Raw genomic sequence first — 26,916 nt, forward strand, 5'->3', positions numbered from 1 at the left:
CCGTTTGGTTTAAATGTGTTTTATACCACCCCAATTCCATTCCGACAATAACAATTTAATTGATTATAACACACCGCCCAGGAGTCACATGGTTTAGGCATAAATGGATTCAAAAAAAATACTGGACAGTGCATTCAATCATTTTGGGCAGGGAGTCGAATCGTAACCGTTGTCCCGTAGTGAAGTTTGCTTTTTACAGAGATCTTTCCCTGATGCCATTCAATGAGATGTTTGGCAATCGCCATGCCAAGCCCCGTTCCTTCAGTGGAGCGATTTGTATTTGTCCCGCGATCGTACTGATCAAACAAAGAAGCCAATGTTTTTTCATCCATCCCCTGTCCATAATCTTTGATAACAATTTTCAATGCCGAATAGTCTTGGGGAACCGGAGACGGTTCAACCTCCAGTTGAATAACAATCTTTGTTTCTGGTGGATTATGAATCCATGCATTCACCAACAGATTCATCAAGGCGCGTTTAAACCATTTGGCATCAATGGGATACATCACTGTGGCATCAGCGGGGAGAGACAATTGTACCTGGGGGTTTTCCACGCGAAATTCACTAATCGCTTCCGCCGTGGTCAAGCGGATCAATTCTTTCATGTCACAGGCCGTTATCTTCAATGGCAGTGCATGATTTTTAATTTGAAACGTCAGACTCATATCATCAATCAGTTGCTGCATATATTCTGTTTTCTGAGCGACCAACTGCAAATAACCCTCTATTTCCTGTGTATTCAACCTATAATCTGGATTTCGATAAAGATCTGCATAACCCTTGATTGTTGACAGTGGCGTCTTCAGGTCATGGGTTACACCAGCCAACCACTCTTCTCTCGATTGATCCAGCCGTTTTCGTTTCTCATCCACTTCTTTTAATCGGTTACTTAACCGTTCCAACGCCTGAATAACCTCTTGGTACAGAGCAAAGGATTTTTTCAACTTCCTATAATGGGGAGATTTAGAATGGGATGGGTGACTGGGCATGCGATAAACCCCACTGGAAAGGTTTCTCAACCATTTCAGCATAAATAGCAAGGGCTCCCCTAACCGTTTACCAAAGTGATAAGCAAAAAGGATAAAGATACCTATCGCTAAAACAACAGTACAAAAAAAGAAAAAGCGATTGATCGATTGGATTCCCTTTTCCTCTGACCGATCTTCAACCACATGGTATACCCAGGTTACTTGTCCTCCTTCTAATCGATCCGTCAGAAAATAAAAAGAACCCTGTTGCGAAGCACGGGCAAATTCCCCAGGTGTATAACGCTTTTTGGCATTTTCAGGTTTAGCGTATTGATAAATTTCGTTCCCCTCTGCATCCAGAATTTGAATCCAATCCCCCCGCGCTTTGACTTTTGACAATAAGTAAGGCGGTAAGTATAGGGAACCCTCTTTGCTTTGAGTCTCTTTTTTGATCTGCTGCAACAGGGAAAAAGGATTTTTGCGTCCCAATATCCACGTATATTTGTTTCCATCAACCGTTTGATACCAGGTATGAATGTCGTAACCCGTTTTCTCCGCCTTTTGCTTGTAAAGTACCAACGCACTGGGTGAAAAAGCGGGTGGAACGCTTTTGGGGGTATGATACCGAAAAACGCTCCTTCCACCTTCATCCAATATCTGAAGCCATTCATCCTTTTTGGACAATTTCTGTTTGATTCGGGAATCCAGATCAACGTTTTCTTCACTGATTCTTGTCGCCGATACCACTTGTTTCATCCATTTTTCTGGGGTAACGGATTCTCGCTCTTCTTCCTTCAACGTATAAGCCAATGAATAGATCAGAATCAATGACCCCAACAGAAACAGAGCCAGAAAACAGACACCGGTAAGAAATTGAATCATAAGACGGGTTTCCAGCTTCATTGGGAAACCCCCGGTGAAAATACCGGTTTCCCTACAAACTTGTAACCCAGCCCACGCAGGGTGATAATATACTTTGGCTTTCGAGGATTGGGTTCAATCTTCTTTCGAATTTGACCGATATGAACCGTAACGGTGTTTTCATAGCCAAAGCTTTCCTCTCCCCACACCTGTCGGTACAACTGTCCCATACTAAAAATCTGGTAAGGGTGTTTGCAAAGATATGTAAGCAGTTTAAACTCTTTGGCCGTACAGGAAATTTCCTCACCATTCACAAATAACTGTCCGGTATGTTCAAACAGCTTAAAATCCTCAAAGGCATAAACAGAAGAAAGATCAGGGGAGGACTGCATCATCCTCTGATCCCTTCTCAACTGAGCTTTAATTTTGGCTGCGATCACCAAAGGGTTAAACGGCTTCTCAATATAGTCATCTCCTCCCATATTATAGCCCATTAACTTATCCAGATCGGTGGTCCGAGCCGTCAGAAAAAATATGGGAGCATACGTCCACTCCCGTAACTTTTTGCACACTTCATACCCTTCCAGATCGGGCAACATGACGTCAAGAATGATAAGGTCCGGTTGATACTTTGCACATAACCGAATCGCCTCCATCCCTGAAGTAGCGGTGTAAACCGTTTTAAAACCTTCGGAGTGTAAGGTTTTGGTTAACAAATCCAATATATCCTGTTCATCATCAACCAATAATAGTGTGAAATCCAACCCGATCTCTCCCTGTTAAGTGATCGTATGATTCACTATCGTGTTCCAAAAAGTCTGTTATATAAACTCCCTAAACCTTTTGAAGGAAGCAATTTATGGGGTCTATATCCCGTAAGAAACTCTTCTGAATCATTGACCAAAAACGTTTTTAAATCCGAATCCTTGGATTACAAGAAATGTCTCTTGCCTATTGTATCGTCTCTTATCACTGGTAAGTCAACTATGTTGATTCCTCGTCGAAACATTTCATAGATTATAGAGAAGCCTTCCCTCCGTACCGTTTTATACTTTTTACCAATCGCGTTTGGTAAAAAACAGGTATGTTGCCCCCACAAAGAGGCAAAACATCCCCCCTACTCCAATGAAGAGATCCATTTGCGTTCCTTCTATCGCCCATTCATGTTTTGGCATCATGACCAGAAACGGTTGGGACCAAGGATACCAAAAACCCATCTTTGACCCTGAAAATATTGCCGTGGAAGGAACCGTAAAGATAAAATTCAACGTAAAGGGGGTTGCGAAATTTTTCCACAACAGTGAACAACCAAGCATCAGAGTCATCAAAGGCAGGGAGGCAAACCAACCATAAACAACTTTGCTGAACAGCGTAAACCAAGGAACGGCATCCTGTAACCCAGATAACCATCCAATAAACAGGAAACCGCTCAATAAACCGAATTGTGTCATCAGGGTAAGAAGAGCAACGGTGCCCAGTTTGGCAAAATAAACGTGACTGGGGGAAATCGGTAAACAGAAAATCTGTTTCCAACCATTTCCGATGTGTTCATATCGACAGACCCATGCTGCAAAAATACCTATGATCAGGGGATAAAAAAACATTGTATACTTGTGTACAGTAAAACCGAAAAAAGCAAGCCACTCGTTAACCCCTTGGTTAACTTTCACCGGGATTCCAAAACCGATCCACAGAGAAATAGCGACACCAAGTAAGATGATGAACCCAATCATCGACCACCGCATTTTCAGTAACTCGGTATAAAAATAGCGAAATGGTATTGGAAGATGCATTTTATTACCCCTCTCGAAAATCCGACCATTTTTTGGTAGAATCCCATTAGCTCGTTGAAAACTGAAGATATAGGGTTGCTACAGGAAATCGGTCTGTCGTGTAAAATCTTCAACCACCCGGCTCTCCGAAGTTGCGAAAACCAAGCTGAAGTAGGAAGAGCATAGCAAAACATTCTTTGTTTACACCGTGGGGCCCACGGGTAGGGCCTGTTAAGATAACGGGTCGTTGGACTGGTGTTCGCAGGAATCCCCTGCGTTTATGCATGGGGAGCGGTCAAAATTCACGCTTGGCAAAATGCCTGCCACTCGCTATAAGCAAGAAACATCCCAGCAAAACCCCGATCAATGGCCATTGAGCAACATTTCCTTCCTGAAGAGGAGATGCCAGTGGAATATACGCCCAGGGAAGCAGGTTCAAAACCGGCAAGGGCGAATAAGCCAGAAACAGGCTGAGTGTAGCACCGACAACTCCGATAGTGATTGGAACCGCCTGATTTTGAATGGTCATAGAAAGCCAGAATTGTAGTACCATGACCGGCATGGATGCAAAAAACGGGTACAACAGCTGTTGGGCTACAAGCATCCCAGCCGTAGGTCCCAGGTCAAATCGATTGCCGATGATGATCAGCCCTGTATAGGTAAGGAATACGAAAATCATCATGCTAACAAAAAGAAGTTGAAACTTGCTAAAAAAAGGAATCGTTTTATTGATTGGGAGAATAAATATTTTGGTCCATGCCTTTGCATCATGCTCCATACCGGAAAGCATCGATGCCAATAAGGTGATGCCAAGGATGAGCGTCACCGGCCAAAAATAATTGGTCCATGCCACCAACCCCTTCCAGCCAAGGGGGTGAAGCAATTCCAGCCGGATCATATAGTTCGCAATCTGCAAACCGCAAAAAGCAAAGGGGGCCAAAATCAAAAGCCAGGGAATCCAAGTTCTGTTGAGTTTCCGTATATCTGAAATCAGCATTTCAAGCATCAACATGACTCCCTTTCCGTCAACTGAATAAAGATATTCTCCAGCGAGGGTTGGATGCTGTTCATTCCATACACAGAAAATTGCCCCTGTACCAAAGTTTTGATCAACTGTGCCACATTTTTCCGTGACATGACCTCAAAACAAATCCGATCGCCGTGCAGATCAGGATTCCACCCAAAGGATTGCAAGTGAACTTTCGCTTCCTCAGGACGGCTTACTTCCAATTCCAGTCGCCCTTTGGCCCGCTGTTTGAGTGCTTGCAATGATTTTTGGAAAATGAGTTGCCCACGAAATATGATGCCAACAGTAGTGACTGTTTGTTCAATTTCAGATAAGAGATGACTGGAAATCAAAATTGTCATCCCCTGTTCTTCAGCCAAACGTTTTATCAACTCACGGATCTCGCGGATCCCTGCCGGGTCAAGACCGTTGGTAGGCTCGTCCAGGATCAGAAGTTTGGGGTTCCCCAGCAGGGCTGCCGCAATACCCAGCCTTTGTTTCATTCCCAGGGAATAGCCCCTCACCAACCGCCCTGCATCATTGCTCAGACCGACGATATATAACACTTCCTCAATCTCTCTCTTAGGCAGCCCCAACACTTGGGTGATCAATTTTAGATTCTCATATCCGGACAAATGTCCATAGTACGTAGGGGACTCAACAAGTGCTCCAACATGTCTGAGAATTTGTTTTCTGTTTTCTTGAATGTCCTGACCGAAAATCTGTACATATCCCTGAGTGGGCTGAACCAGGCCAAGCAACATTTTGATCGTCGTCGTCTTGCCAGCACCATTAGGACCCAAAAAGCCATAAACGTCCCCTTTGGCCACTCTTAGATCAAGGTCCTTCACTGAATAGCGTTTTCCATATTGCTTTGTCAGCTGATGTGTCTGAATAATTGGCTCACTCACAATTTTCACTCCCTATAATTGTTGTCTGATAGAATTCTATACCCTCACTCCAAAATGAACCGAAGATCAATCTTAAATCTACCTAAAATCATTGAAAATGTAATGATATGTTAAAATGAAAAAGCAAAAATCCACTTTGCAAAATAAAAAATCCATTGGATGATACCAATGAACAGCTCTTTTAATCTGAACATATGACAGTACATCATCAATTAAGGAGGAAAAAATGAGATCAACCTTGGAAAAAAATGTTGTAAGTGCGATTCGCTCTCAAAAGCCCCTTTCGTCAGATGTATGGAGTGTTGCTCTGTATCATAAAGGGGAGGAATGGGTGGGTTCTTATGCAGGCAGTGAATTGGAAGAAACTGATTCCCGATCATTATATGAGATTGGATCGATCACAAAGGTATTTACAGCGTTACTACTCGCTCATGAAGTGTCAAAAGGCAACCTCAATCTCACGGAGCCGGTTCACTCTTTTTTTAAAGACCATCTGGATGGTAAAAAAAGTGAGATAACATTGAAGCATTTAGCGACCCATACCTCTGGGTTACCACGACTTCCCTTTCGGATGATGTGGAGAATGCTACTTCCAAAACCTTTTTATAGAAGATATAAGCAAAATCCATATCGTACATATGGAGAAACACAACTGATTCAGGACCTTATCAAACATATGGAGCTGGATATTCCCCCATCCAAAACATCCAATTACTCCAACTTTGGTTATGCCCTATTGGGATATATCCTGACAACGGAAAGAAAACAATCTTATGATGATGCAATCAAGGAAGCAGTCCTTTCACCCCTGGAATTGAAGGAGACGGGATATTTGCTTTCTTCCGATTTAACATCCAAACTGTTAACGGGGTTTGATCCAAAGGGAAAACCGGTTGAACATTGGGAATTTCATCATTTTGCGGGTGCCGGAGCACTTCGTTCATCCATCCATGATCTTCTACGGTTTGCAAAAGCGAACTTACATCCACCCGATTGGATGAAAGACGCGATCTCCATGACACATCAGGTGTATGTCAGAGATCCCGAAGGAGTTTCAGTGTGCCTTGGATGGCACAAAAACGAACGGACTGGGTGGCTGGTGCATAGTGGGGGAACGGGGGGATTCCGCAGTTTTATTGCATTTCATCCGGAAAATCAGCAAGCGATTATTGTGTTAGTCAATCGTGCAAAGGATACAGTGGAAGAGGTCGTCAAGCAGTTGATACAAGAATGGAAGTAATTAAAATCCCCCGCATGTTGGGGGATTTTAGAATGACCTAACGTGCGTTTTTTCGAAGTCCTTTCCGATCCCATAGGCAGAGAGACCGGTTTGTGCCATAGTAACGATGCGCATGTTTTCCTTTCTTGGCAACCGCAATGGATCGTTTTCCCTTCGGCCTTTTGGAGATTTCTTGATCCAATCCGGTGCGACGTATGATCTCTTGAACCAAACTGTTTATTCGCATCTAGCACCACCCTCCCTTTTACTCCCTGTATATGAGAGAATCAAACTCGGAGTGTCATGCATATGTCTTGATCTACCCGCACGGAAGTAAAGCACCCCATCTCAGTTTATGATGGATCACCCATTGGTACGCAAGAAATGGGTTCTGTTTTGATGAAACAATGAGGGAGTTCATCAAATATTTTAGTATATTTAACATAATATTCATTTCATAAAATATATAAATTGGTATAATATAACTATATATTAACAAAAATGTGGGGAGGAGATTCGTTTTGAGCAAAGGTTTTGTCAAAAAAGTCACTTCTGTTGCTTTGGGTCTCACACTCGCTGTATCGTTCACCACCGTACAATCGGTGGATGCCAGCATGAATGAAGATGAACGTACACGTGGTGGGATAAAGCTTACGAATGATCATATCTCTGCGCTTGGCAGTAAAAAGGTGGGCGGCGGGACATGGTCATATGGGACAAAGAGGAGTGGATGGCGGAGTCAATATAAAACCGTGTGGTCCCATTATTGGCATCCAACCAAGGTTCACGGCGCTTCTGCCCAACTCGGTGCTAGGACCCCGGATCGGGCTTGTGTTGGACCAGACAAGACAGCTAAAGCTAGCCAAACCGCTAAAACGGATGATACCGGGTACGCTTATTGGAATACAAGCTGTGGACGTTAAAAAACTAACCAAAAATGGAGTACAGGATGATGGAGAAAGCTTTCACCCTCATCCTGTACTTTTGCTTCCATTCCAATCATGAACAATTCATGATTGGAAAGCTGTATACAAAGGAGCTTGTTACCTTTGAAAAAAATCGTGTTTATCTCGTTGATCATATGCTTTGCGTTTTCTCTTTCGATTGCCTATCAGCAGATTAAAAATGATGAAATTGAAAAGCTGGCCACCCTTGAACAAGCATTTGCCACCCCTTTTGTCATCCCTAAGCACAAATACTTGTCCGATCCGGAAGAAATGTATCCGCTTTTGTTAAAATCCGCGAAGCAAGCGGAGGTGAATCTCTTTCGGCCAGGTCGTTATTTTCGGCCCGATGAACAAATGGAGATCATCAAATATCTGTTACTAACCCGTGAAACACGTTTCTTCGATCATATGGATCTATCCAGTGGTCGGACGCTTCGAGCAGAAGAAACACAGAAAAGTAGACACTTCCTATCCTCTACTTCATCAAAAAACAAAAATCAGGTCGGTCAGATTCACACCTTTGACCCGGAACTACCCGTCACCATTCAATCATTGGAGGCTTCTTACGATTATCTACCCGTCCAAGGGCGCTATTTTGCAGAAGTAACAAATGAAAAACAGTTTCGTCACTTTTTAAAAACTTTCAGTAATGAGATCGATACATACCTGCGGAACCAGGGTAAGAGGGAAATCCCTTCTTATACGCTGTCTGATTTTCAACCCCCGGAGGCATTTACAAAACCAAGGGATGGTTTTTTCTTGTTAAAAGATCTCTCCTCGTGGAAGTATCAGCAGTACATCTTTTTCGCCATCACCCTCATGCTCTTGATCTACTATATATTTAATGCATCCAAGCGGATCGGAATCCTGAAAATGCACGGGGTATCCAACCTGCGGCTTTGGTGGATCATCGTCGGTCGGCTGATCACTGTGGCTGTCATCATTACGGCTCTGGGGAGTATGTTGGTTGCGCTGGGAATGTATAAACCGGTCACTTTCCTGTATGAAAGCTTGTTTCAACTGGGGGAAGCTTATCTGATTCTAATATTTCTGTCCTTGCTCTGCTATGGATACCTCGCCACTATCAAAATAAGCCAAACGCTCAAAAACCGAAAAGATACCCAGGGCATTTTTGTACTAAACACGATACTGAAAGTAATCTGTGCGATCATTTTGATCTTCATCGGTCTTGAAACATACCAAAAGATGGCTGATCTGCGAATCCAGCAGGACCGTTTAGACGCTCAACAGAGACAGCTGGATACGTGGAAAGGAATGGAGAAATACGGGATTCTTGAGGCTTACACAGGGCACACCACCGCCTATACGGTTACAGAATGGGAAGCCGAACAGGCGAAGGTGGATGACGCTCTCTATCAACTGTATCCGCATGTGAATGCTTTGGGATCGTTATATATCGATGCAAGTGAATATGAGGAAGAATTTCTTTTGGCAAATCAAAATTCCCGTGGACCTCTCTCCATCATCGTGAATCCCAATTACCTCAATACCTATCCCATATATGATGACAAGGGCAACCTGGTGCATATATCCGAAGAGGAAACGGATTGGATTGTCCTTGTTCCTGAACAATACCGAGATCGGGAAAAAGAGATTCGCGATTACTTTGAAGAAGATAAAGAAAGAAAAAATTTCTATCTCGAAACAGACAAAGGGCAGAAGATGAAGATCATCTGGCTCACACAGAATCAGTATGTTTTCAGTCTCAATCCCGAAGTCTTTCCGGCGGAACAAAATCAAATTCTTGATCCAATCATCCATGTTAAAACGGAGAACAATCATCTGTTTACATACAGAAGTGGAACAACTGGCGGGGGGCTGACCGATCCATTAAAAATCAAACTGATCGATCAAGACCCTGAACGGACGTATAAGAAATTGAAGCCGGAGCTTAAACGTCTACAGTTGGATAATCTCACTCGCATTGTCTCCTTTCGGAAATATATATCAAATGAGCTAGACTACCTAAACCGGGAGATCCGCAATCATCTACTCACCACTCTGGGAATCATCTGTATTTTTGTGTTCCTGATTGTGCAAAACCTATTAATCTTTTTCAACAAGTATCAAAAACGGTTGGTGGTAAGCCGTTTGTTTGGCGTCGGTTTTTTCCGAACCTACCGATCCGTTTTCCGTTGGTGGGTGATTACTACAACTGCGTTCATCGTTCTTAGCTATGTATTGGATTGGGGAGAAGATCCTCCGTTCCGACTGATCACCGGGATCACAGATCCCCATTTTTGGATGATTATCCTCAGTCTGCTCATTATAGAAATTATCGCTACCGTAATCGCCTTAACCATCATTGAGCGTCGCAACAAAATCCAGGTACTTAAAGGGGGAAACTAATCATGCAACCAATCTGTGAACTTGAAAATATCACCAAACGATATGGTAACCATGTTGTGCTGAACAAGATCAGTCTGACTGTCAACGTAGGGGAAATGGTAGCGATTATCGGCCGGAGCGGTTCCGGCAAAACGACCATTCTCAATATTATCGGTATGCTGGAAAATCCAGATGAGGGTACTGTCAAACTGTTTGGCGAGAATCGCCCCCGCGGCCGTTCCCGTAAAATAAATCAGCTATTACGTACACGAGTATCCTATCTGTTTCAGAACTTCGCACTGATTGACAACGCCACAGTGGATGAAAATCTGGAGATTCCACTGATCTACTCCAAAAAATCGAAGAAGGAAAAACAGGCAGCGAAAGCAGAAGCCCTTCAGAGAGTCGGCCTTAACATTTCCCTCAAACAGAAAATCCATGAGCTTTCCGGTGGCGAACAACAACGGGTAGCCATTGCCCGCATTCTGTTAAAACCATGTGATTTGATTCTGGCAGATGAACCTACAGGTTCGCTCGATGCAGCGAACCGAGATGAAATTCTAAAAATCTTAAAGACCCTCAATCAGGAAAGCAAGACCATCATCATTGTCACCCATGATCCAGCGGTAGCCGAAACCTGCCATCGATCGATTCACCTGACGTAATTGAAACGGACAGCCAAGACCATATCGATTGCCATTTTACAATATCCCTCTGGACTGCTTTTTGCACCAATCCTTTAGGCACTGGTGCATTTGTTTTTGCAAACAAACCCTTAAAGCCATACGTCACTGGTATACTCCTCATAGCCAAGATGCACAGCAGTTACCATCAGAACCAGAGGGTCGAATAGGCTCGATTTTCCAGAAAACAGTTCATTCTCTTGCCTCATCCTGTAAAAAGAGAAATACAGATTGAACTATCCGTCGATTTTTGGCCAGAGTTCTTTAATCGTTTTCCCATCCAAACGAATCTTTTCCAACATCTCTTGCCATGAATCGTAGTATTGTTCATCAATGGGACCCGATTCATAAAACAGCCACCCATTACCACTTGGAACCATCCAATACTCTTTTCCTTTATAAAAGAAGTTAATTTCATCATTCCAACTGAGCCTTTCTAGAAAATACTCATAAGAATCCATATCCATCCCTCTATTCTTCAACATAATCAACTTCATCCCAAAAGATATACTTAAAAAGTGAAATCAGATTCTTAGATTCATTGAATTTATAACCATGTCCATTTACAATATTCGTTGTCTTTATTTAAACACATTACTTATTTCATGGAGGTGACTTTAGTGCATTATCAATCAAAATAATCAAAAAAGGATGGTTTTCATGCGATTTTTCTTCAAGATCCTCTTTTCTGTTGTGATCGCTACTGGTCTGTGGACCCCTCTTCTGGGTGGCACCCCCGTCTTTGCCGGTGATGCAAAGGAACATCAGGTGTTGAATATCGCCCACCGTGGTGCCTCTGCCTATGCTCCGGAACATACGATTCCTTCCTATAAAATGGGGGATCGGATGAAGGGCGATTATATTGAGATCGACCTGCAGATGACCAAGGATGGTCACCTGATCGCCATGCATGATGAAACCCTGGATCGGACCACCGACGGAACCGGGCAGGTGAAGGATTATACCCTGGCCCAGATCAAAAAGTTGGACGCCGGTTCCTGGTTCAACCAAAAATACCCCCAATATGCCAAGAAAAAATACGAGGGATTAGAGGTTCCTACCCTAGATGAAGTATTCAAGCATTTCGGAAACGATAAAAAATACTATATTGAGACCAAGGCTCCTGAGGTTTATCCTGGCATGGAGGAAGAATTGCTTCGCATCCTGAAAAAACACGGTCTTACCACCAAAATGAAACTGAAAAACGGACATGTACTGATCCAGTCCTTCAGCCAGGCCAGCCTGTTGAAGATGCATCACTTAAACCCGGACGTTCCTCTGGTACAGCTCTTATGGTATGAAACACCAGGAAAGATTACAGATGAAGAACTGGAAACGATCAAGCAATATGCGATCGGTGTCGGCCCTAACTTCCAAAAGATTGATCGCGAATATGTCCAACAAGTGCTAAAGCATGGGCTGGAAATCCATCCCTACACCGTGAACCAAAAGGCAGATATGAAAACATTGATCGACTGGGGTGTGACCGGTATGTTCACCAACCATCCTGACCGGTTGCGAAAGGTTTTAATAGAAAAGAAAATAAAGAAGCACCATAACGGTTGGCGTAACCCATATCCCCTGGACTGAAAATCGTCATGTGAACAAGAAAGCCCCTTTCAGGGAAGAAACCCTGTGAAGGGGCTTTCTGCAACATAGTGATCAGTCTTTATTGTCTTCTATTGAAACTTCTCAATCCCTATCAACCAACCTCCTCTGAAGCTTCTGGCATCTGCTTGGTTTTTACAGCTAGAATCCGGGAGATCAGCAAAAGCTGGAACACTCCAGTCAACAGCAGCAATGCAGCAAGCCCTCCAAACAGCATCTGTCCGCCATATGAAACCAATACCACGCTTCCCAAAACAGGTGCTGTCATTTTTCCCAGACTGAGGTTGAGGTCATATAAGGAAAAATAACGAGCCCGAACTTGAGGTTTTGCCATCATCGACACCACCTTCTTTAGGCGGGGGTCAAGCAACATATCGCTCATCACCCAACAGCACTCAGCAACCACCAACATCCAAAAAAATGGGGCAAAACCATAAATCAACCCATATCCCACCAGTAAAAGATAACCGGCAAAAATGACATGCGTCGATTTCCAGCGCTTACTCCATAAAGTAATCGGCATCTGCAACACAGCAGTGAGGACTCCGGTCACAGTACGTAAGATACCATAAACCAACAAATAATCGACAAAGTGCTCTTTCAGATACAACGGGAGCGTTGAGTTTATCTGCATTTCCACCATATAGATGGGCACAGTAAGCAAGATTAACAGATACAGGGGCCAGTGGGAAGCCAGACCCAACCACACAGGTTGTTTTGCTGGTACCGCTGTCTGTTCATTCGATTGGGGGAGGGTTTCTGGAATCTTCAGATAAACGACCCATACCGTTAACAAAGCCACTATGGCTTCTGCACCAAATATGAGAGGCGGATTCAGTTGATAGACAGCGACTCCTAACAGCGGACCGACAGAAATCCCGATATTGATCGCAATATTGTTTAGGGAGTACGCCTCCATACGTTTCTCTTCAGAAACCACATCTGCAATTTGTGCATGCATAGCAGGAGCGAATAGGTTAAGGCAAAGTCCGTTCAGTACCAACAACACATAAAAGTGCCACACCTCCGTGGCAAACACCATTGCAATCAGTACGAAAAAACGCATCAACGGGGAATACAAAAAAACGGGGCGCCGTCCAAATCGGTCCGATATGTTTCCGGCCCATAATTTAAAGAATAGAGCGATCAAAGGAGGGAAACTGATCGCTCCTGCCGCAGCCACGGCGGAAGCTCCCAATTGTTCGGTCATATAGATCACTAAATAAGGATACAGCATAAATCCGGTAATACACCGGGACATCGTCAACCAAAAATGAATCCAAACAATAGAATGATATCGCTTCCGCGCATTTTCAACCGTATCCCGAATACGACTAATCACCCAATATTCTGATTTATTCACCTAGTCACTTCCTCTTTACTTATTATGTAGATTTTGCTGAGTACTCGTTTGAACTGACCAAATTATTTACATATTATATCATTTTTTCACTGGAAAGGAAAATAAATCTCCACATCAGCCTAAAAATGAGCTTCAACCATGGACCGACACTCCAGATTTCATTCCTTAACGCTCTTTACTCTTCCTTATTCCGGTCAATTCTTTTCCTATGGTTCTGGCTTTAAAATATCCACGGTTCCAAAGAGGTTCTTATTGCCAAACAAACAGGCTGTCATAGTTTGGCGGAAAGTTAGTGAGTACTCACTTTACAACCTGGAAATAATATGCTATCTTTGGCATGAAGTGAACTTACCAAAAAATAAGACTGTTTATGGCCTGAAAACCTGACTGAAGTAAGAAGTAAAAATCTATGTGGATGGTGATGAACGTGTTGAATTGGAATGAAGTTTACCAACAGGGGAATCCCTTTTGGGATTTTGGATCTGCCTCTCCTGAATTGGTGGCCACCGTTATGAATCAAGGGTTTCCTCAACCAGGAGATACCGCCCTAGATATCGGTTGTGGAGGAGGATGGGAATCGATTTTCTTGGCGAAATGCGGTTATCATGTACTGGGTATCGATATCGCTCCCGATGCCATTAGACTGGCACAACAGCGGGCAAAAGAGGCCGGAGTTCACGTTGATTTTCGTCAAGGGAATGTATTGCAGTTACCAATCGAGGATGAAACGATCGATTTTATAACGGATCGAGGCTGTCTTCATATAATTCCGGAAAAAGATCAAACGACTTACGTCCATGAAGTGGCACGGGTACTAAAACCCGGTGGGCGATTTTTGCTTCGAGGAATTAGTCAGGTGGATAAGAATATGTTCGCGCGGATCCAGAAGGTGTCGGAATTGAAAGAAATAGCAGACAATGTTCCTGATGAACCATTAAGCAAAGAAAAAATTGAACGGTTATTTGGAGCACCCAGTTTTTCACTTAGCCCGATCCTACCGTTTGAAATGGGTGGTAAAGAGATATCCATTCGAGCAAACATGGTATTAATACGTAAAAATAGCCAATCTTAAACATAATGAGGCGGAATCGGTTCGTTCTACCGGAAATCGCCCCCTTTTTCTACAGGTGCTTTTGCCAACAATCTCTACATGTTAGGTTTTTTATGACTTCAATAAACCCGATCGTCTGAAGGCGACCGGGTTTTGTTGTGTTAAACGGAACGGTCTAAACGCCAGTATGTTCGCAACCGCTGCTTTTTTCCAATCATCCGGTAGTGAGCAACCCGCTATGTTTCTATGCCAAATTCGGGTAATGTGATGATGTATGAACAGGTTATCATGATAAAGGGGGATCTCATGCAACTGGAACAACTGTACGAAGATTACAGATCGCTACTGTTCAATTTGGCTTATCGCATGTTGGGTTCTGTATCCGATGCGGAAGACATCGTTCAGGACGTCTTCCTTACGCTTCATCAACAGGACATACATAAAGTCAAACATTTCAAAGCGTATTTGATTAAAACAACGACAAACCGCTGTCTAAACCTATTGAGTTCGACGCGCCGCAAACGGGAGGAATATATCGGACCCTGGCTTCCGGAACCACTCATAGACCCACGGGAACCCGCTGCCCTCACCGAGCATAACGAGGCTGTCTCCTATGCCTTGCTTGTATTAATGGAGCAGTTATCCCCGATGGAACGGGCTGTGTTTATACTACGGGAAGGGCTAGAATTTGAATATGAGACCATCGCGGAAATGCTGGATAAGACGGCATCCAATTGCAGAAAAATCATGAGTCGCGCCAAACAAAAGCTTCCCGACAAGAGTCCCGTCATTGCACCCAAGCAAAAAAGCACGCCATTGGTTGAGGCTTTTATCGATGCTGCAAACACGGGGAATTTCAAATCTTTTATTCAAATGTTGGTAGAAGAGGCTTCACTGATCTCCGATGGGGGTGGCAAAGTACGCTCTGCACTCAAACCCATACGGAGCCGGTTGCGAATTCTCCGTTTTCTGGAAGGTGTTTCACGCAAAGGGGCGTTTCAAGGAAGCTTTTTACCGATTTCTTTAAATGGAGAGCCTAGCTTGCTGCTGATCAAGAATGGCCAGACCAAGATGGCTTTTTGCTTTGCAAGGAATCCGGGGAATTTCAAGGTTACCCACATTTACATGGTGATGAATCCAGATAAGTTAAAAAAATTGCAAGGGGTGTCACAAAACCATCCGTAAGATTGTCTTCATGGATGTAAGGCATTCTTTAATACAGGAGGGTATATGTGATGAAACTTCGTATGGACCATCGGAAAGCCAACCCCAAAGCGCTCAACACCATGATGAAATTGGAGACCTTTGTAAAAGAAAGCGGACTGGACCCCATACTTTATGAGTTGATCAAAATCCGCGCATCTCAAATTAACGGCTGTGCCTTTTGCATCGATATGCATGTAAAGGATACACTGAAAATGGGAGTATCTGAACAGAAGATTTATCTTCTGACAGCCTGGCGGGAAGCCCCGTGCTATACTGAAAAGGAAAGGGCTGTCCTCGAATTGACGGAAGCCCTCACGCTCTTATCTGAAAAGGGTTTACCCGACTCTGTATACCAAAATGTCCGCTCCCATTTTAACGAGCAAGAGTTTGTCACTTTAGTCATGGCCATCAATACAATCAATGGCTGGAACCGTCTTGGAGTGGCAACAGGCATGTTTCCGGGATGTTTTGATCAGTAAACGTCATGAGACAAAACGCCTCCGTGTTGGAGGCGTTTTGTTCTTAAGCAAACGGATGGTACTTTTTTATCGTGAACTAAGCCTGACAACTGAGTCCACAATTTGATCCCAGTCTTCACTATGAATCTCATGGCCTGATCCAACAAGAGTCACCAGTTCAGCATGGGGAATGGCTTTCGCAAGAGCAAGCCCATGCTCGTATGATAGAGCTGGATCTTCTGTGCCGTGGATAATAAGCACCGGTACGCTAATCTCGCCCATTCTATCGTAATACTCCTCCCCACCTTGCAACATGGCATGATTCAATCTGCTTGGTAGTTGTTTGGCGCGGGATGCCTCTCTCTCCGCTAGTTTATACAATCTCTCCCGCTCAAAAGGTTTTGAGCCACTTGAAGCTTTCCAGCCATCCACCAGATAAGAAATGGCCGCCTCCCGATTTGACCAATCGATGGAATCACTCTTCGCATGGTAATCCAGTATAGCTTGTCCCATTGGAGGTAATTTTTCCATTTCTTTTCCGAACACACTTGATGCAATAATCGTAAGCGTATGTATGCGTTCTGGATATCTCAAGGCAAGAATCTGGCTGATCATACCACCCAAAGACATGCCAACGATATGAGCCTGCGTGATCGAATAAGCATCCAGGACTCCAACCGCATCATCAGCCATGTCTGTTATTGTATAGTTGGAAGTACCAGGCGCATAAGTGGTAGATCGTCCAACATCACGATGATCGTACCGAATGACAAATCTGCCCTGATCAGCAAGGCGAAGACAGAAGTCTTCATCCCACCAGTCTAATGAAGACATTGCTCCCATAATTAACAGCACCGCAGGATCCTTAGGATTTCCAAAACTTTCTGTACATATCTCCACATTATTTATTTTAAATATCTGTTCACTCATGTGTTTACCTCCCTTTAATACCTTGCATTTTTCTCCGTCAACTTAAAAGATTCCTTCCCAAAATAAACAAAAAGATTAAGAACTAGCTTAATATCTCTCCTTTTGTCCGTTGGTTGCGAACGGAGGGGGTGGAGCGACTGATTCCGCTTCTTTGCTGGAGGAAACAGATCGGAGACGGAAATCGCCCCTCCACTACTTTGTCATGAACCTCGACAAAACGCCTCTGAGCAAACGGATGGATATTAGTAAGAAGAGACTTCTCAAAAACTAAGGAGAACAGGTTCCCATTCTATTTCTCCCTTCTGATTACAATGAGAGAATAAACCATAATACAAACAGGAATAAAAATACCGGTCAATATAACCTTTGTATTCTCCTCTAGGCTGGTTTGCTCGATAAGGACTTGTGGTAAAAAGAGAATAGCCGGAATAATAATGAAAACCCAGCTTTTGTTCCAAATCGATATCCCAATAAATATCAGAATAGAAAGTACAATCGCAATGACATTTCCAACCGTTCCAACTTGATAAGTTACTGGATCATAATTTTCATTCCAATAGATGAAAGCGAGAAACAAAACCGTTGGAGTAGAGCCAACAATCCAAAATATCAACCATTCCTTTGTTTTGGAGATCTCGTTGCTGGCGACATACTTAAATGACGTTGCTGAAAGAAACAAAGTAAACAGGAAGATAAATGGATAACCGATCAAATCGAGTAACGAGTATTCCATTTCTCCACGCAGGGCATCTCCCATTAAAATATAAGAAATTGCCCCCAGAATCGTAACCGGTATAAATTTTAACAAACCTTTAAAGTCAAAAGACATTTCATTTGCTAATTGTTCCATATACTCTCTGGGTGTTTTTCCAATGATATCATTTATGTCTTTTCCGTCCTTTTCCGCTTCATATAAATGATCTTCTAATTCTCCAGCGATTTCTTCAATCTCTTTTTCATTTTTTCCACTGGAAATCAGATAAAGCCTTAAATCTTCTATAAACTCACGACTTTCCTTTGATATGCTCATAAAATCAGCCTTCCTCCTCTAACAGTTTATTGACACAACCTGCGATTTCGTCCCATCTTTCTTTAAATGCTTCCAACTCTTTTCTTCCTTTTGCGGTTAAGGAATAGTATTTTCGTTTGGGACCTCCCGAAGGAAGATTTTTTTGGCTCGTCGTCACAAGTCCCTCTTTTCTCATACGAAGTAACAATGGATAAATGCTTCCTTCACTTACCATTGTAAATCCGTAATTGTATAATTTTCCTATTATTTCATATCCATAAGTTTCTCCCTTTGCAATAATCGATAGCAGACAACCCTCCAAAATTCCTTTTAGTATTTGACTGGAAGACAAATCATTACCTCCCTGCATCTAACTTGTTTTGCAATATAGTTACACAAAAAAATAACAACTATTTTGCAATACATTATAGTTGCAACTTAACATATAACCAAATGATATGCAAGAGATTCATTTTCAACAAACGCTTCTCAAAACCCCTTCACTGTTGTATCATTTCGCGCTTATATCGCTTTTACTCGGTTTATTAAACCCATCCGTCCCTTTGTTTCCTTGAAGAGTCGGTTGTTTTTTAATCGTAACATCCCTGCCCGATCTACACTCTCAAAAAATGCTTGTGATATAATTGATCTATGAATACGCCAATTTTAGCTACGAAATTATATATCCCTTCCCCACGTCCTAAAATGGTCCTTCGCCCCCGTCTGACTAAGCGGTTGAATGATGGTCTGCACCGCAAACTAACTCTCATCTCGGCTTCCGCCGGGTTTGGTAAAACCACACTGGTCAGCGAATGGCTTCATGAATGCGAGCGGCCGGTCGCCTGGCTGTCGCTGGACGAAGGAGATAACGATCCAAAACGTTTTCTAACCTACCTCTGCGCCGCATTGCGGACGATTGGGGTGAATATCGGAGAAAGCGTGTTTCGTATACTCCAATCCCCTCAATCTCCACCAACCGAGTCGATTCTGACGACTCTGATCAATGAAATCACCGCCACCCCGGACCCTTTCATTCTCGTACTTGACGACTATCACGTCATTGATACCAAATCGATTGACCATGCGCTTACTTTTTTGCTTAAGCACCTGCCACCTCAGATGCACATCGTTATTTCCACTCGTGAGGACCCACACCTCCCCCTGGCCCGGTTACGCGTTCAGGATCAATTGACTGAACTGCGCGTTGCAGACTTGCGTTTTACCCCCTCTGAAGCTGGCGATTTTCTCCATCAGGTGATGGGTCTCAACCTCACTCCGGAAGATACTGCGATACTTGCAACTCGCACCGAAGGCTGGATTGCAGGCTTGCAGTTGGCCGCGATTTCAATACAGGGACATAAAGACATCAACAATTTCATCACCTCTTTCACCGGTACCCACCAATTCATACTGGACTATCTCGTTGAAGAGGTTCTGCAACAGCAACCTGAAAGCATTCAGACATTCTTGTTGCACACATCCATCCTTGACCGCCTGTGCAGTCCTCTTTGTGATGCTGTTCTGCGCGAAGGAGCCAAGAGGGGGGGATTCTCTCCTTCACCCTCCGGGCAAGAAACGTTGGAACATCTCGAACATGCCAACCTGTTCGTCATCCCCTTAGATAACGAGCGACGTTGGTACCGCTACCACCATCTCTTTGCTGAATTGCTACGGCAACGACTGCACCAGAGTTTAGGGGACAAGGGGATAAACGAATTACATATGCGTGCCAGTCTATGGTATGAAGACAATGGTCTGGAGATTGAAGCTTTTCACCATGCTACTGCCGCCGATGATGTTGAACGCTCAGCTCGCTTAATCGAAGGAAAAGGACTCCCCTTGCACTTTCGTGGGGCCGTAATCCCTGTTGTCAACTGGTTGAAATCACTGCCAACAACGGTACTGGATGCGAAGCCCTCGCTCTGGGTCATGTATGCCTCAGCATTATTGATGGTCGGGCAACTGAGCGGTGTGGAACAGAAACTGCAGGCTGCCGAAACTGCTCTACAAGGGGCCGTTCCTGGCGAGAAGACCCAAGATCTCATAGGGCATATTGCCGCCATTCGGGCTACGATGGCCGTCACTCAGCACCAGGTAGAAACGATCATGACCCAGTCACACCGCGCCCTGGAGTATCTCCACCCCGATAATCTGCCTGTCCGCACTGCCACAACCTGGGCGCTGGGGTATGCCTACCATTTACAAGGAGACCGTGACGCAGCCCGCAAAGCCTATACCGAAGCCCTATCGATCAGCCAAAGGATTGGACATATCATCGTCACCATCCTATCCACTATCGGCCTTGGCAACTTACAGGAAGCCGACAATCAGCTTGATCTGGCGACCCGAACCTACCGACGTGCCTTGCAACTGGCAGGTGATCCGCCGTTGCCAGTTGCCTGTGAAGCGCATCTTGGTCTGGCCCGTATATTTTACGAACGGAACGACATGGATGCCGCTCTGCAGCACGGACAACAGAGCATCCAGCTGGCGGAGCAACTGGAAAACACAGATCGAATCGTTGCCTGTAAGGTGTTTCTCGCCCGTCTGAAACTAGCTCAAGGAGATGTGGCCGGTGCAGCCGCTAAGTTAGCCAAGACTGAACAACTGGCACGCCAACATCACTTCGTGTCTCAGATACCTAAGGTTGCTGCCGAACAAGTGTTCACGCTACTTCACCAGGGCCATCTAGTGGCCGCCGCTGATCTGGCTCAAAGACACAAACTCCCCATCAGCCAAGTCCGGGTACATCTGGCCCAAGGAGATACATCCACAGCCCTGGAGGTGCTTGAACCATTGCGCCAGCAGGCAGAGGCAAAGGGTTGGGAGGATGAACGGCTCAAAGTCATGGTACTACAGGCGATTGCTCTACATGCGCATGGCGAAAAGGACGAGGCTGTGCAACAGCTGGGGGAAACGCTGACAATGGCAGAACCGGGCGGTTTCATCCGCCTGTTTATTGACGAGGGGATTTCGATGGCTCGGCTATTGTCCGAAGCAGCTGATCATGGAATGATGCCAGAGTATATCGATACATTGTTGGATGCGTTTGAAACTGAGGAACAGAAGCGCGAAAACAAATCCTCATCCTTCCCCAATTCTCCTGTTCAACCCCTTATTGAACCGTTGAGTGAACGCGAGTTACAAGTATTACAACTGATTGCACAGGGACTTTCAAACCGTGAGATTGGTGAACGGCTTTTCCTCGCTTTAAGTACAGTCAAAGGGCACAACCGGAGGATTTTTGGCAAACTACAGGTCCAACGGCGCACCGAAGCGGTCGCACGTGCCCGCGAGTTGGGTCTGCTCTAAGCCTAAGCTTCCGTTTGCCCGCAGACTTTATCAAGAACTGCGGGCAAAAATCATTACTCCCCCTGCCCTCACAGTAATTACATTACAAATCGCTCACAACCATATCAAAAACCATACTAAAGTATCTATACCTTAATACCGTGTGGAAGGTATACTCACCGTAAATTACCAAGACTTAGGCTAAAAAGGTGCTGAATCATGTCCAATCAATTAAGTAAACCGATGGTCTATCAAATCAGGATCAAGGGTCATTTAGGTTCTGAGTGGACAGACTGGTTTAAGGGTTTGACCGTCTCTCTGGAGAAAAACGGCGATACGCTTTTAACTGGCCCGATGGTGGATCAGGCCGCATTGTATGGTCTGCTGAAAAAAGTCCGTGATTTAGGAATGCCATTGCTCTCAGTTATATGTGTTGCACCTGACCATTCAACTACAACAGAGGTCAAACAGCAGGAGGAGAACTCATGAAAGCCATTGTATACACAAAATACGGATCACCCGATATTCTTCAATTAAAAGAGATAGAAAAACCTGTCCCCAAAGACCATGAAGTACTGGTCAACGTTCATGCCGCTTCTGCAAATGCAGGCGACTGGCATCTTCTGAGAGGTACACCCTTCCTGGTTCGCTTCATATACGGAATTCTAAAACCAAAAAACCAGGTTCTCGGTTCTGATGTAGCGGGACGGGTTGAAGCGGTGGGAAGTAGCGTCACACAGTTTCAGGTCGGTGACGAGGTATTTGCTGACCTGTTCGGGTGTGGTTTTGGTGGTTATGCTGAGTATGTATGCGCCCATGAAAATGTATTTGCACTGAAACCTGCCAATCTATCGTTTGAAGAAGCGGCGGCCATACCAACCGCAGGAGGAACCGCCTTACAAGGGTTACGTGATCAGGGACACATACAGAAAGGACAACATGTTTTAATCAATGGTGCTTCGGGAGGTGTGGGTACATTTGCGGTACAGATTGCAAAATTATTCGGGGGCGAAGTCACAGGCGTATGCAGCACAGGGAAAATGGATATGATCCGCTCGCTTGGTGCCGATCACGTCATTGATTACACACAAGAAGATTTCACTCAAAATGGGCAGTCTTATGATCTGATTCTTGCTGCGAATGGATATCATCCGATTTTCAATTATAGACGTGCATTAGGTAGCAAAGGAACCTATGTTATGACAGGAGGTTCCAATGCGCAGATGTTTCAGGCCATCCTTTTGGGACCGTGGATATCTATGCTGGGGAGTAAAAAAATGGGTAACTTGATGGCACAACCCAGACATAAGGATCTGGTCTTTTTAAAAGAGCTTGTTGAGGGGGGAAAGATAATGCCTGTGATCGATCGACGTTATCCCTTACATGAAGTACCTGAAGCGATCCGGTATCTGGAAGAAGGACATGCACGGGGAAAAGTTGTTATCACTGTGAAATAGCTATCTCGATTACACGGTTTAGCATTGAGTTTTGAAAGGAGATCCAGCAAACGTTGATTTTTAAATAACGAAATATTGAGAATTATAAACCAAAGGGGAGGAGAAAATGAATTCAAACCGAAAGATTGCCATAACGGTAGGACTGTTGATTCTTACTTCAACGGCTACCTTTATGATCGGAAGCGGGCTTTTAGGTTCTGTTCTCAACAGTCCACATTTTCTTGACCATCTCGATCCAAACAAATCGAAAGTGATTGGTGGGGTATTCTTTGAGCTAATGACTGCCGTTATCGTTGTGGGTATTGCATGGTCGATCTTTCCAATTTTAAAACAACATGATGAAGCGACTGCACTTGGGTATTTTGGTACGAGAGTGGTTGAGTCTGTACTGATTATTGTAAGTGTCATCAGCCCACTAGTGCTATTAGCATTAAGTCAAGAATTTATACACGCGGGAGCTTCGGGGAAATCATATTATCAAACGATAGCGAATATAGCCATCCATGCCCATTATTTGGCCTTTGATTTGGCTATGTTCGCTCTTAGCCTTGGCAGTCTGATGTTTTGTTATTTATTATATCAATCAAAATTGGTTCCACGGTTGATATCTGTCATAGGTCTTATGGGGTATACATCATTGTTGGCAAGCAGCTGTTTAGGAGTTATCGGTTTGGATATAAAAACCATCCTGTATCTCCCAGGGGCATTATTTGAACTGATTTTCCCAATATGGTTGATCATAAAAGGCTTCAATGAAACGAGACGAACATCCGAACGTTAAAAAAATCATTATTTGATCACTCCCCATGCCCAAGGCAGGGGAGTTACTATTATCAGAAACGGTCTTACGGTAAAGATTGAATATATGCTAAACGATCAAGAAACCCATTCCACGCAAAACGAAACCAACAATCACCTCCACTCCCACCACTTCTGATCCAAAGTCTGGTGCTGGATCGCTTCAGCTTCCTGATGGGCGGTTATGTCTGTTACCTCTGCCAGGTCGGCGATCGTGCGGGAAAGTTTGAGAATGCGGTCAAGAGTCCGGACAAGCCAGGATCGAAGTACTCCCAAGCCTCCGATAAAAAGATAGCTGGAGACGTTTGGAAGGGATTTTGCCATGGAATGAATCACCTGATTTTGCTTTTTTGAAGCGTTTAATCCGATTATCCAACAGCATGGATTTTCAATCACCGAATCCCCTCAACATCACTTTTTCAGTCGTGAAAATGAAGAGGAAGCGACCTACGATAAAATGGATGAACCATCGCACTTAGATGTTGCTTAAAAACAGTTCAATTCCCTTCGCCATCTTTCCGAATTCCATCTCCTTCCATATATACAGATCCTCGGCCTCCTGAAGCGAGACTTCCTTGAACTGAACGGTTGTCCCCGGCTTCACCTGGGCGAGTACGGGAAGATCCATCGACACCACTTGCGCGATTTTGGGATACCCTCCAACCGTCTGACAATCCGCCATTAAAATAATCGGATCCCCCTCTGCCGGCACTTGAATCGTCCCAAATGTAACCGCTTCGGAAACAACTTCCTTTTCCGCTTTTAGATCAAGCTTCGTCCCTTTCAGCCGGTATCCCATCCGATCGGATTGAGACGTCACTCGAAACGGCGCGGTAAAAAACGTTTCTTGACTTTCTTCGGTAAACCACTCGAATTCACGTCCGCGCAAGACACGGATCACCGGATTTTTCGCGTATGCCGGAAATTGGCGATCCCCGACATACCAGTCGGCCGCTTGAAAAGGCTGGGAACCGGCATTTGAAGCCATATATTCCATATAGGCAGCCGACCGTTCGGTAAGAGTGCCGTTATATAACTTGTCTCCCTCTTTTAACGCCCTACCTTCAAGCCCTCCGAGCCCTGCTCGAAGATAGGTGCTGCGGCTTTGCATGACTTCAGGAACTTCGATCCCTCCCGCTATGGCCACATAAGCACGGGCTCCCGATTGGCATGCCCCGAACTCCAGCATCTGACCAGCCTGGATATAAACCGGACGCCATAGAGGAAGTTCTTTTCCACCTACCGAAGGGGTCAGGTTGCCACCGCAAATGGAAATGAGCGTTTCAGTTTCGAACAAAATGGAAGGCCCCATCAACGTTACTTCCAACGCCGCTTTCCCTTCTTCATTGCCAACCAGAAGATTGGCGATGCGAAGCGCGAATAAATCCATTGCTCCACCTACAATGACGCCTTCTTTTCGATATCCAAAACGTCCTTTGTCCTGAACCGTTGTCAGAAGACCTGCACGCAAAACGCTTATGCTCATAACTGATCCTCATTCCACTCTTTATATTGATCAAGCCCAATCGGCTGGAAACGGACTTTATCTCCCGCTTTCAGCAAGCTTGGTGTTTGATGCTCCGGCCGAAACAGCCGGAGCGGAGTTCTCCCGATGATTTGCCATCCACCCGGTGTGGATATCGGGTAAATCCCTGTCTGGCTTCCTCCGATTCCAACGGCACCAGCCGGTATCGCCATTCGAGGTGAGCGTCGCCTTGGGGTGGCGATTCGCTCAGACATCCCCCCAAGATAAGGAAAACCAGGCGCGAAACCAATCATATAAACCAAATATTCCTGACCGGAGTGAATTTCAATCACCTCATCCGCAGTCATATGATGAGAGCGGGCCACCTCGTCGAGATCCGGCCCCAGTTCCCCGCCGTAACACACAGGGATGTGAATGACTCTTTCAGTTTCTCGAACCGTTCGATCCAATTTGGGGACAATCCGCTCCAGTATACTGCAGACCGTATCGTAAGGTGATCCGACGCTTGTTCGTTTGCGCTCCTCCACAGGAAACGGATCATACAGCTTCATCGGATCATAGAAGATCGTAACGGTGGTGAATGCGGGAACAATCTCAATCATACCCGGAAATGGATGCTCTTCGAAATAAGAAGTCAGAGCCAGAACATTGCGGTGCGACACCTCGTTGATCCCTGTTCCGAATTGAACAATGACCGACGTATCCCCAAGAGGAGACACCTCGTAACCCCATTTCTCTTTCATCGTGATGTCAGGCACAACCTCACCTCATCCAATCGTATTCTTCCAACCCAGCTCTTCCGAAATTTGGCTGGCCGTCCGTTTGACCTTAGCTATTATACCCGGTAAATGTTCACTTTGAATGCGCACATCGGGACCCACGATGCTCAGGCCAGCCGCAATCGCTCCGTTCGCGTCGAATATTGGCGCGGCCACGGCGGTTGTATTATCAAACAACTCCGAATGACTGATGGAATATCCCTCTTTTTTGGACTTCCGCAGCACTTCCATCAATTGTTCTTTATCGGTAATCGTTCCCGAAGCGTATCGACGAAGCTCCGTATTGTTCATGTACTCCAGTATTTCCTGGTCTGAAGCGTAAGCCAAAATGATACGTGGACACGCTCCCGCATACAGCGGAGCTCTTCTGCCGGTCTGAGTATAGACCCGGACCGGTTGGTTGGTATCCAATTTTTCAATGTAGATCGCTTCATCACCATCTCGAATGACCAGGTTAACCGCTTCGTCAATCTCGTTCCTCAACGCTTCCATATAAGGGTACGCAATGTTCCGAATACCAAGTCGTGAAGAAACCAGTTGCCCGAACTGCAGGAAGAGCAATCCAAGCGAATATTTTCCATTCTCATCCTTTTTGAGAAATCCCATATCCTCCAGTGTCCCGGCCATTCGGAACACCGATGTCTTCGGTAACCCTGACAATTGAACCATCTCATTCAGGTTAAGCTCTTCATGTGTAAGAAATAAATTCAGAACCTCCATCATTTTCATGACCGTTTTATTTTTGTGCTGCATAGAATTTTCTC

Annotated in this window: 27 protein-coding genes; 12 read left to right on the forward strand and 15 right to left on the reverse strand. The window is 44.7% G+C overall.

What is annotated here, in order from left to right; all coding sequences use genetic code 11:
- Positions 1 to 134: 134 nt before the first annotated feature.
- The 5 genes from FN782_RS03230 to FN782_RS03250 all read right to left on the reverse strand — a co-directional run bounded on the left by FN782_RS03230 (position 135) and on the right by FN782_RS03250 (position 5,518).
- Positions 135 to 1,871 (reverse strand): sensor histidine kinase, encoded by a 1,737-nt coding sequence (locus FN782_RS03230; protein WP_142504351.1) that lies wholly within the window; start codon positions 1,869 to 1,871, stop codon positions 135 to 137.
- Positions 1,868 to 2,593, reverse strand: a complete 726-nt coding sequence (locus FN782_RS03235; RefSeq protein ID WP_142504352.1) for a response regulator transcription factor — start codon at positions 2,591 to 2,593, stop codon at positions 1,868 to 1,870. The genes FN782_RS03230 and FN782_RS03235 overlap by 4 nt, the downstream gene beginning before the upstream one ends.
- 291 nt (positions 2,594 to 2,884) lie before the next feature.
- Complete coding sequence (locus FN782_RS03240) at positions 2,885 to 3,622, reverse strand: ABC transporter permease (RefSeq protein ID WP_142504353.1); 738 nt, start codon at positions 3,620 to 3,622, stop codon at positions 2,885 to 2,887.
- Positions 3,623 to 3,896: 274 nt separating this feature from the next.
- Positions 3,897 to 4,607, reverse strand: a complete 711-nt coding sequence (locus tag FN782_RS03245; protein WP_185956008.1) for an ABC transporter permease — start codon at positions 4,605 to 4,607, stop codon at positions 3,897 to 3,899.
- Positions 4,607 to 5,518, reverse strand: coding sequence for an ABC transporter ATP-binding protein (locus FN782_RS03250; RefSeq protein ID WP_142504355.1), 912 nt, complete (start codon positions 5,516 to 5,518; stop codon positions 4,607 to 4,609). Before FN782_RS03250 ends, FN782_RS03245 begins: the two co-directional genes overlap by 1 nt.
- Before the next feature lie 226 nt (positions 5,519 to 5,744).
- Here FN782_RS03250 and FN782_RS03255 point away from each other — a divergent pair, with 226 nt between their 5' ends.
- Complete coding sequence (locus FN782_RS03255) at positions 5,745 to 6,758, forward strand: serine hydrolase domain-containing protein (RefSeq protein WP_142504356.1); 1,014 nt, start codon at positions 5,745 to 5,747, stop codon at positions 6,756 to 6,758.
- A gap of 37 nt (positions 6,759 to 6,795) precedes the next feature.
- Here the strand turns inward: FN782_RS03255 and FN782_RS03260 are convergent, their stop codons facing one another.
- On the reverse strand, positions 6,796 to 6,984 hold the full coding sequence (locus FN782_RS03260; protein WP_142504357.1) for a hypothetical protein: 189 nt from the start codon (positions 6,982 to 6,984) through the stop codon (positions 6,796 to 6,798).
- Positions 6,985 to 7,258: 274 nt separating this feature from the next.
- On the opposite strand from FN782_RS03260, the gene FN782_RS03265 reads away from it, so the two are divergent.
- The 3 genes from FN782_RS03265 (at position 7,259) to FN782_RS03275 (ending at position 10,698) form a co-directional block, all read left to right on the forward strand.
- Positions 7,259 to 7,660 carry a lactococcin 972 family bacteriocin gene (locus FN782_RS03265; RefSeq protein ID WP_142504358.1) on the forward strand — a complete coding sequence of 134 codons (402 nt, stop codon included), beginning with the start codon at positions 7,259 to 7,261 and terminating at the stop codon, positions 7,658 to 7,660.
- A 126-nt stretch (positions 7,661 to 7,786) separates the two neighbouring features.
- Positions 7,787 to 10,054, forward strand: coding sequence for a DUF1430 domain-containing protein (locus FN782_RS03270; protein WP_142504359.1), 2,268 nt, complete (start codon positions 7,787 to 7,789; stop codon positions 10,052 to 10,054).
- Between the two features lie 2 nt (positions 10,055 to 10,056).
- Positions 10,057 to 10,698, forward strand: a complete 642-nt coding sequence (locus tag FN782_RS03275) for an ABC transporter ATP-binding protein (RefSeq protein WP_142504360.1) — start codon at positions 10,057 to 10,059, stop codon at positions 10,696 to 10,698.
- Between the two features lie 254 nt (positions 10,699 to 10,952).
- Here FN782_RS03275 and FN782_RS03280 read toward each other — a convergent pair whose 3' ends face one another.
- Positions 10,953 to 11,201 carry a hypothetical protein gene (locus tag FN782_RS03280; protein ID WP_142504361.1) on the reverse strand — a complete coding sequence of 83 codons (249 nt, stop codon included), beginning with the start codon at positions 11,199 to 11,201 and terminating at the stop codon, positions 10,953 to 10,955.
- A 175-nt stretch (positions 11,202 to 11,376) separates the two neighbouring features.
- Here FN782_RS03280 and FN782_RS03285 point away from each other — a divergent pair, with 175 nt between their 5' ends.
- Positions 11,377 to 12,306 carry a glycerophosphodiester phosphodiesterase gene (locus FN782_RS03285; RefSeq protein ID WP_142504362.1) on the forward strand — a complete coding sequence of 310 codons (930 nt, stop codon included), beginning with the start codon at positions 11,377 to 11,379 and terminating at the stop codon, positions 12,304 to 12,306.
- Positions 12,307 to 12,418: 112 nt separating this feature from the next.
- On the opposite strand, the gene FN782_RS03290 is transcribed toward FN782_RS03285, so the two are convergent.
- Positions 12,419 to 13,687: an MDR family MFS transporter gene (locus FN782_RS03290; protein WP_142504363.1), complete on the reverse strand. Its 1,269-nt coding sequence runs from the start codon at positions 13,685 to 13,687 to the stop codon at positions 12,419 to 12,421.
- 421 nt (positions 13,688 to 14,108) lie between these two features.
- Here FN782_RS03290 and FN782_RS03295 point away from each other — a divergent pair, with 421 nt between their 5' ends.
- The 3 genes from FN782_RS03295 to FN782_RS03305 all read left to right on the forward strand — a co-directional run bounded on the left by FN782_RS03295 (position 14,109) and on the right by FN782_RS03305 (position 16,423).
- Positions 14,109 to 14,759 (forward strand): class I SAM-dependent methyltransferase, encoded by a 651-nt coding sequence (locus FN782_RS03295; protein ID WP_185956009.1) that lies wholly within the window; start codon positions 14,109 to 14,111, stop codon positions 14,757 to 14,759.
- Between the two features lie 285 nt (positions 14,760 to 15,044).
- On the forward strand, positions 15,045 to 15,923 hold the full coding sequence (locus tag FN782_RS03300) for an RNA polymerase sigma-70 factor (protein WP_142504365.1): 879 nt from the start codon (positions 15,045 to 15,047) through the stop codon (positions 15,921 to 15,923).
- A gap of 50 nt (positions 15,924 to 15,973) precedes the next feature.
- Positions 15,974 to 16,423 carry a carboxymuconolactone decarboxylase family protein gene (locus FN782_RS03305; protein ID WP_142504366.1) on the forward strand — a complete coding sequence of 150 codons (450 nt, stop codon included), beginning with the start codon at positions 15,974 to 15,976 and terminating at the stop codon, positions 16,421 to 16,423.
- Between the two features lie 66 nt (positions 16,424 to 16,489).
- Here FN782_RS03305 and mleCBF read toward each other — a convergent pair whose 3' ends face one another.
- The 3 genes from mleCBF to FN782_RS03320 all read right to left on the reverse strand — a co-directional run bounded on the left by mleCBF (position 16,490) and on the right by FN782_RS03320 (position 18,693).
- The gene (gene mleCBF, locus FN782_RS03310) at positions 16,490 to 17,332 is read right to left on the reverse strand and encodes a CBF family alpha/beta fold macrolide esterase (protein ID WP_142504367.1); all 843 of its coding nucleotides are present in this window, start codon (positions 17,330 to 17,332) and stop codon (positions 16,490 to 16,492) included.
- A gap of 289 nt (positions 17,333 to 17,621) precedes the next feature.
- Entirely contained in the window at positions 17,622 to 18,362 is a 741-nt protein-coding gene (locus tag FN782_RS03315) for an HAAS domain-containing protein (protein ID WP_142504368.1), read from the reverse strand.
- 4 nt (positions 18,363 to 18,366) lie between these two features.
- Positions 18,367 to 18,693 (reverse strand): PadR family transcriptional regulator, encoded by a 327-nt coding sequence (locus FN782_RS03320; protein ID WP_142504369.1) that lies wholly within the window; start codon positions 18,691 to 18,693, stop codon positions 18,367 to 18,369.
- 383 nt (positions 18,694 to 19,076) lie between these two features.
- Between FN782_RS03320 and FN782_RS03325 the strand changes: the two genes are divergently transcribed.
- The 4 genes from FN782_RS03325 (at position 19,077) to FN782_RS03340 (ending at position 23,870) form a co-directional block, all read left to right on the forward strand.
- Complete coding sequence (locus FN782_RS03325) at positions 19,077 to 21,653, forward strand: winged helix-turn-helix domain-containing protein (RefSeq protein WP_484177355.1); 2,577 nt, start codon at positions 19,077 to 19,079, stop codon at positions 21,651 to 21,653.
- A 198-nt stretch (positions 21,654 to 21,851) separates the two neighbouring features.
- On the forward strand, positions 21,852 to 22,121 hold the full coding sequence (locus FN782_RS03330) for a hypothetical protein (protein ID WP_142504371.1): 270 nt from the start codon (positions 21,852 to 21,854) through the stop codon (positions 22,119 to 22,121).
- Complete coding sequence (locus tag FN782_RS03335) at positions 22,118 to 23,089, forward strand: NAD(P)-dependent alcohol dehydrogenase (protein ID WP_142504372.1); 972 nt, start codon at positions 22,118 to 22,120, stop codon at positions 23,087 to 23,089. Before FN782_RS03330 ends, FN782_RS03335 begins: the two co-directional genes overlap by 4 nt.
- Positions 23,090 to 23,195: 106 nt before the next feature.
- Positions 23,196 to 23,870, forward strand: a complete 675-nt coding sequence (locus FN782_RS03340) for a DUF4386 domain-containing protein (protein WP_142504373.1) — start codon at positions 23,196 to 23,198, stop codon at positions 23,868 to 23,870.
- 131 nt (positions 23,871 to 24,001) lie between these two features.
- On the opposite strand, the gene FN782_RS03345 is transcribed toward FN782_RS03340, so the two are convergent.
- The 4 genes from FN782_RS03345 to FN782_RS03360 all read right to left on the reverse strand — a co-directional run bounded on the left by FN782_RS03345 (position 24,002) and on the right by FN782_RS03360 (position 26,905).
- Positions 24,002 to 24,211 (reverse strand): magnesium chelatase subunit ChlI family protein, encoded by a 210-nt coding sequence (locus FN782_RS03345; protein WP_142504374.1) that lies wholly within the window; start codon positions 24,209 to 24,211, stop codon positions 24,002 to 24,004.
- Between the two features lie 151 nt (positions 24,212 to 24,362).
- Entirely contained in the window at positions 24,363 to 25,373 is a 1,011-nt protein-coding gene (locus FN782_RS03350; RefSeq protein ID WP_142504375.1) for a 5-oxoprolinase subunit C family protein, read from the reverse strand.
- On the reverse strand, positions 25,370 to 26,116 hold the full coding sequence (gene pxpB / locus FN782_RS03355) for a 5-oxoprolinase subunit PxpB (RefSeq protein ID WP_142504376.1): 747 nt from the start codon (positions 26,114 to 26,116) through the stop codon (positions 25,370 to 25,372). Before pxpB ends, FN782_RS03350 begins: the two co-directional genes overlap by 4 nt.
- Before the next feature lie 24 nt (positions 26,117 to 26,140).
- Positions 26,141 to 26,905 carry an IclR family transcriptional regulator gene (locus FN782_RS03360; RefSeq protein ID WP_142504377.1) on the reverse strand — a complete coding sequence of 255 codons (765 nt, stop codon included), beginning with the start codon at positions 26,903 to 26,905 and terminating at the stop codon, positions 26,141 to 26,143.
- Positions 26,906 to 26,916: the final 11 nt, after the last annotated feature.

The sequence above is a fragment of the Melghirimyces algeriensis genome, from assembly GCF_900182565.1.
Taxonomy (GTDB): domain Bacteria; phylum Bacillota; class Bacilli; order Thermoactinomycetales; family DSM-45169; genus Melghirimyces; species Melghirimyces algeriensis.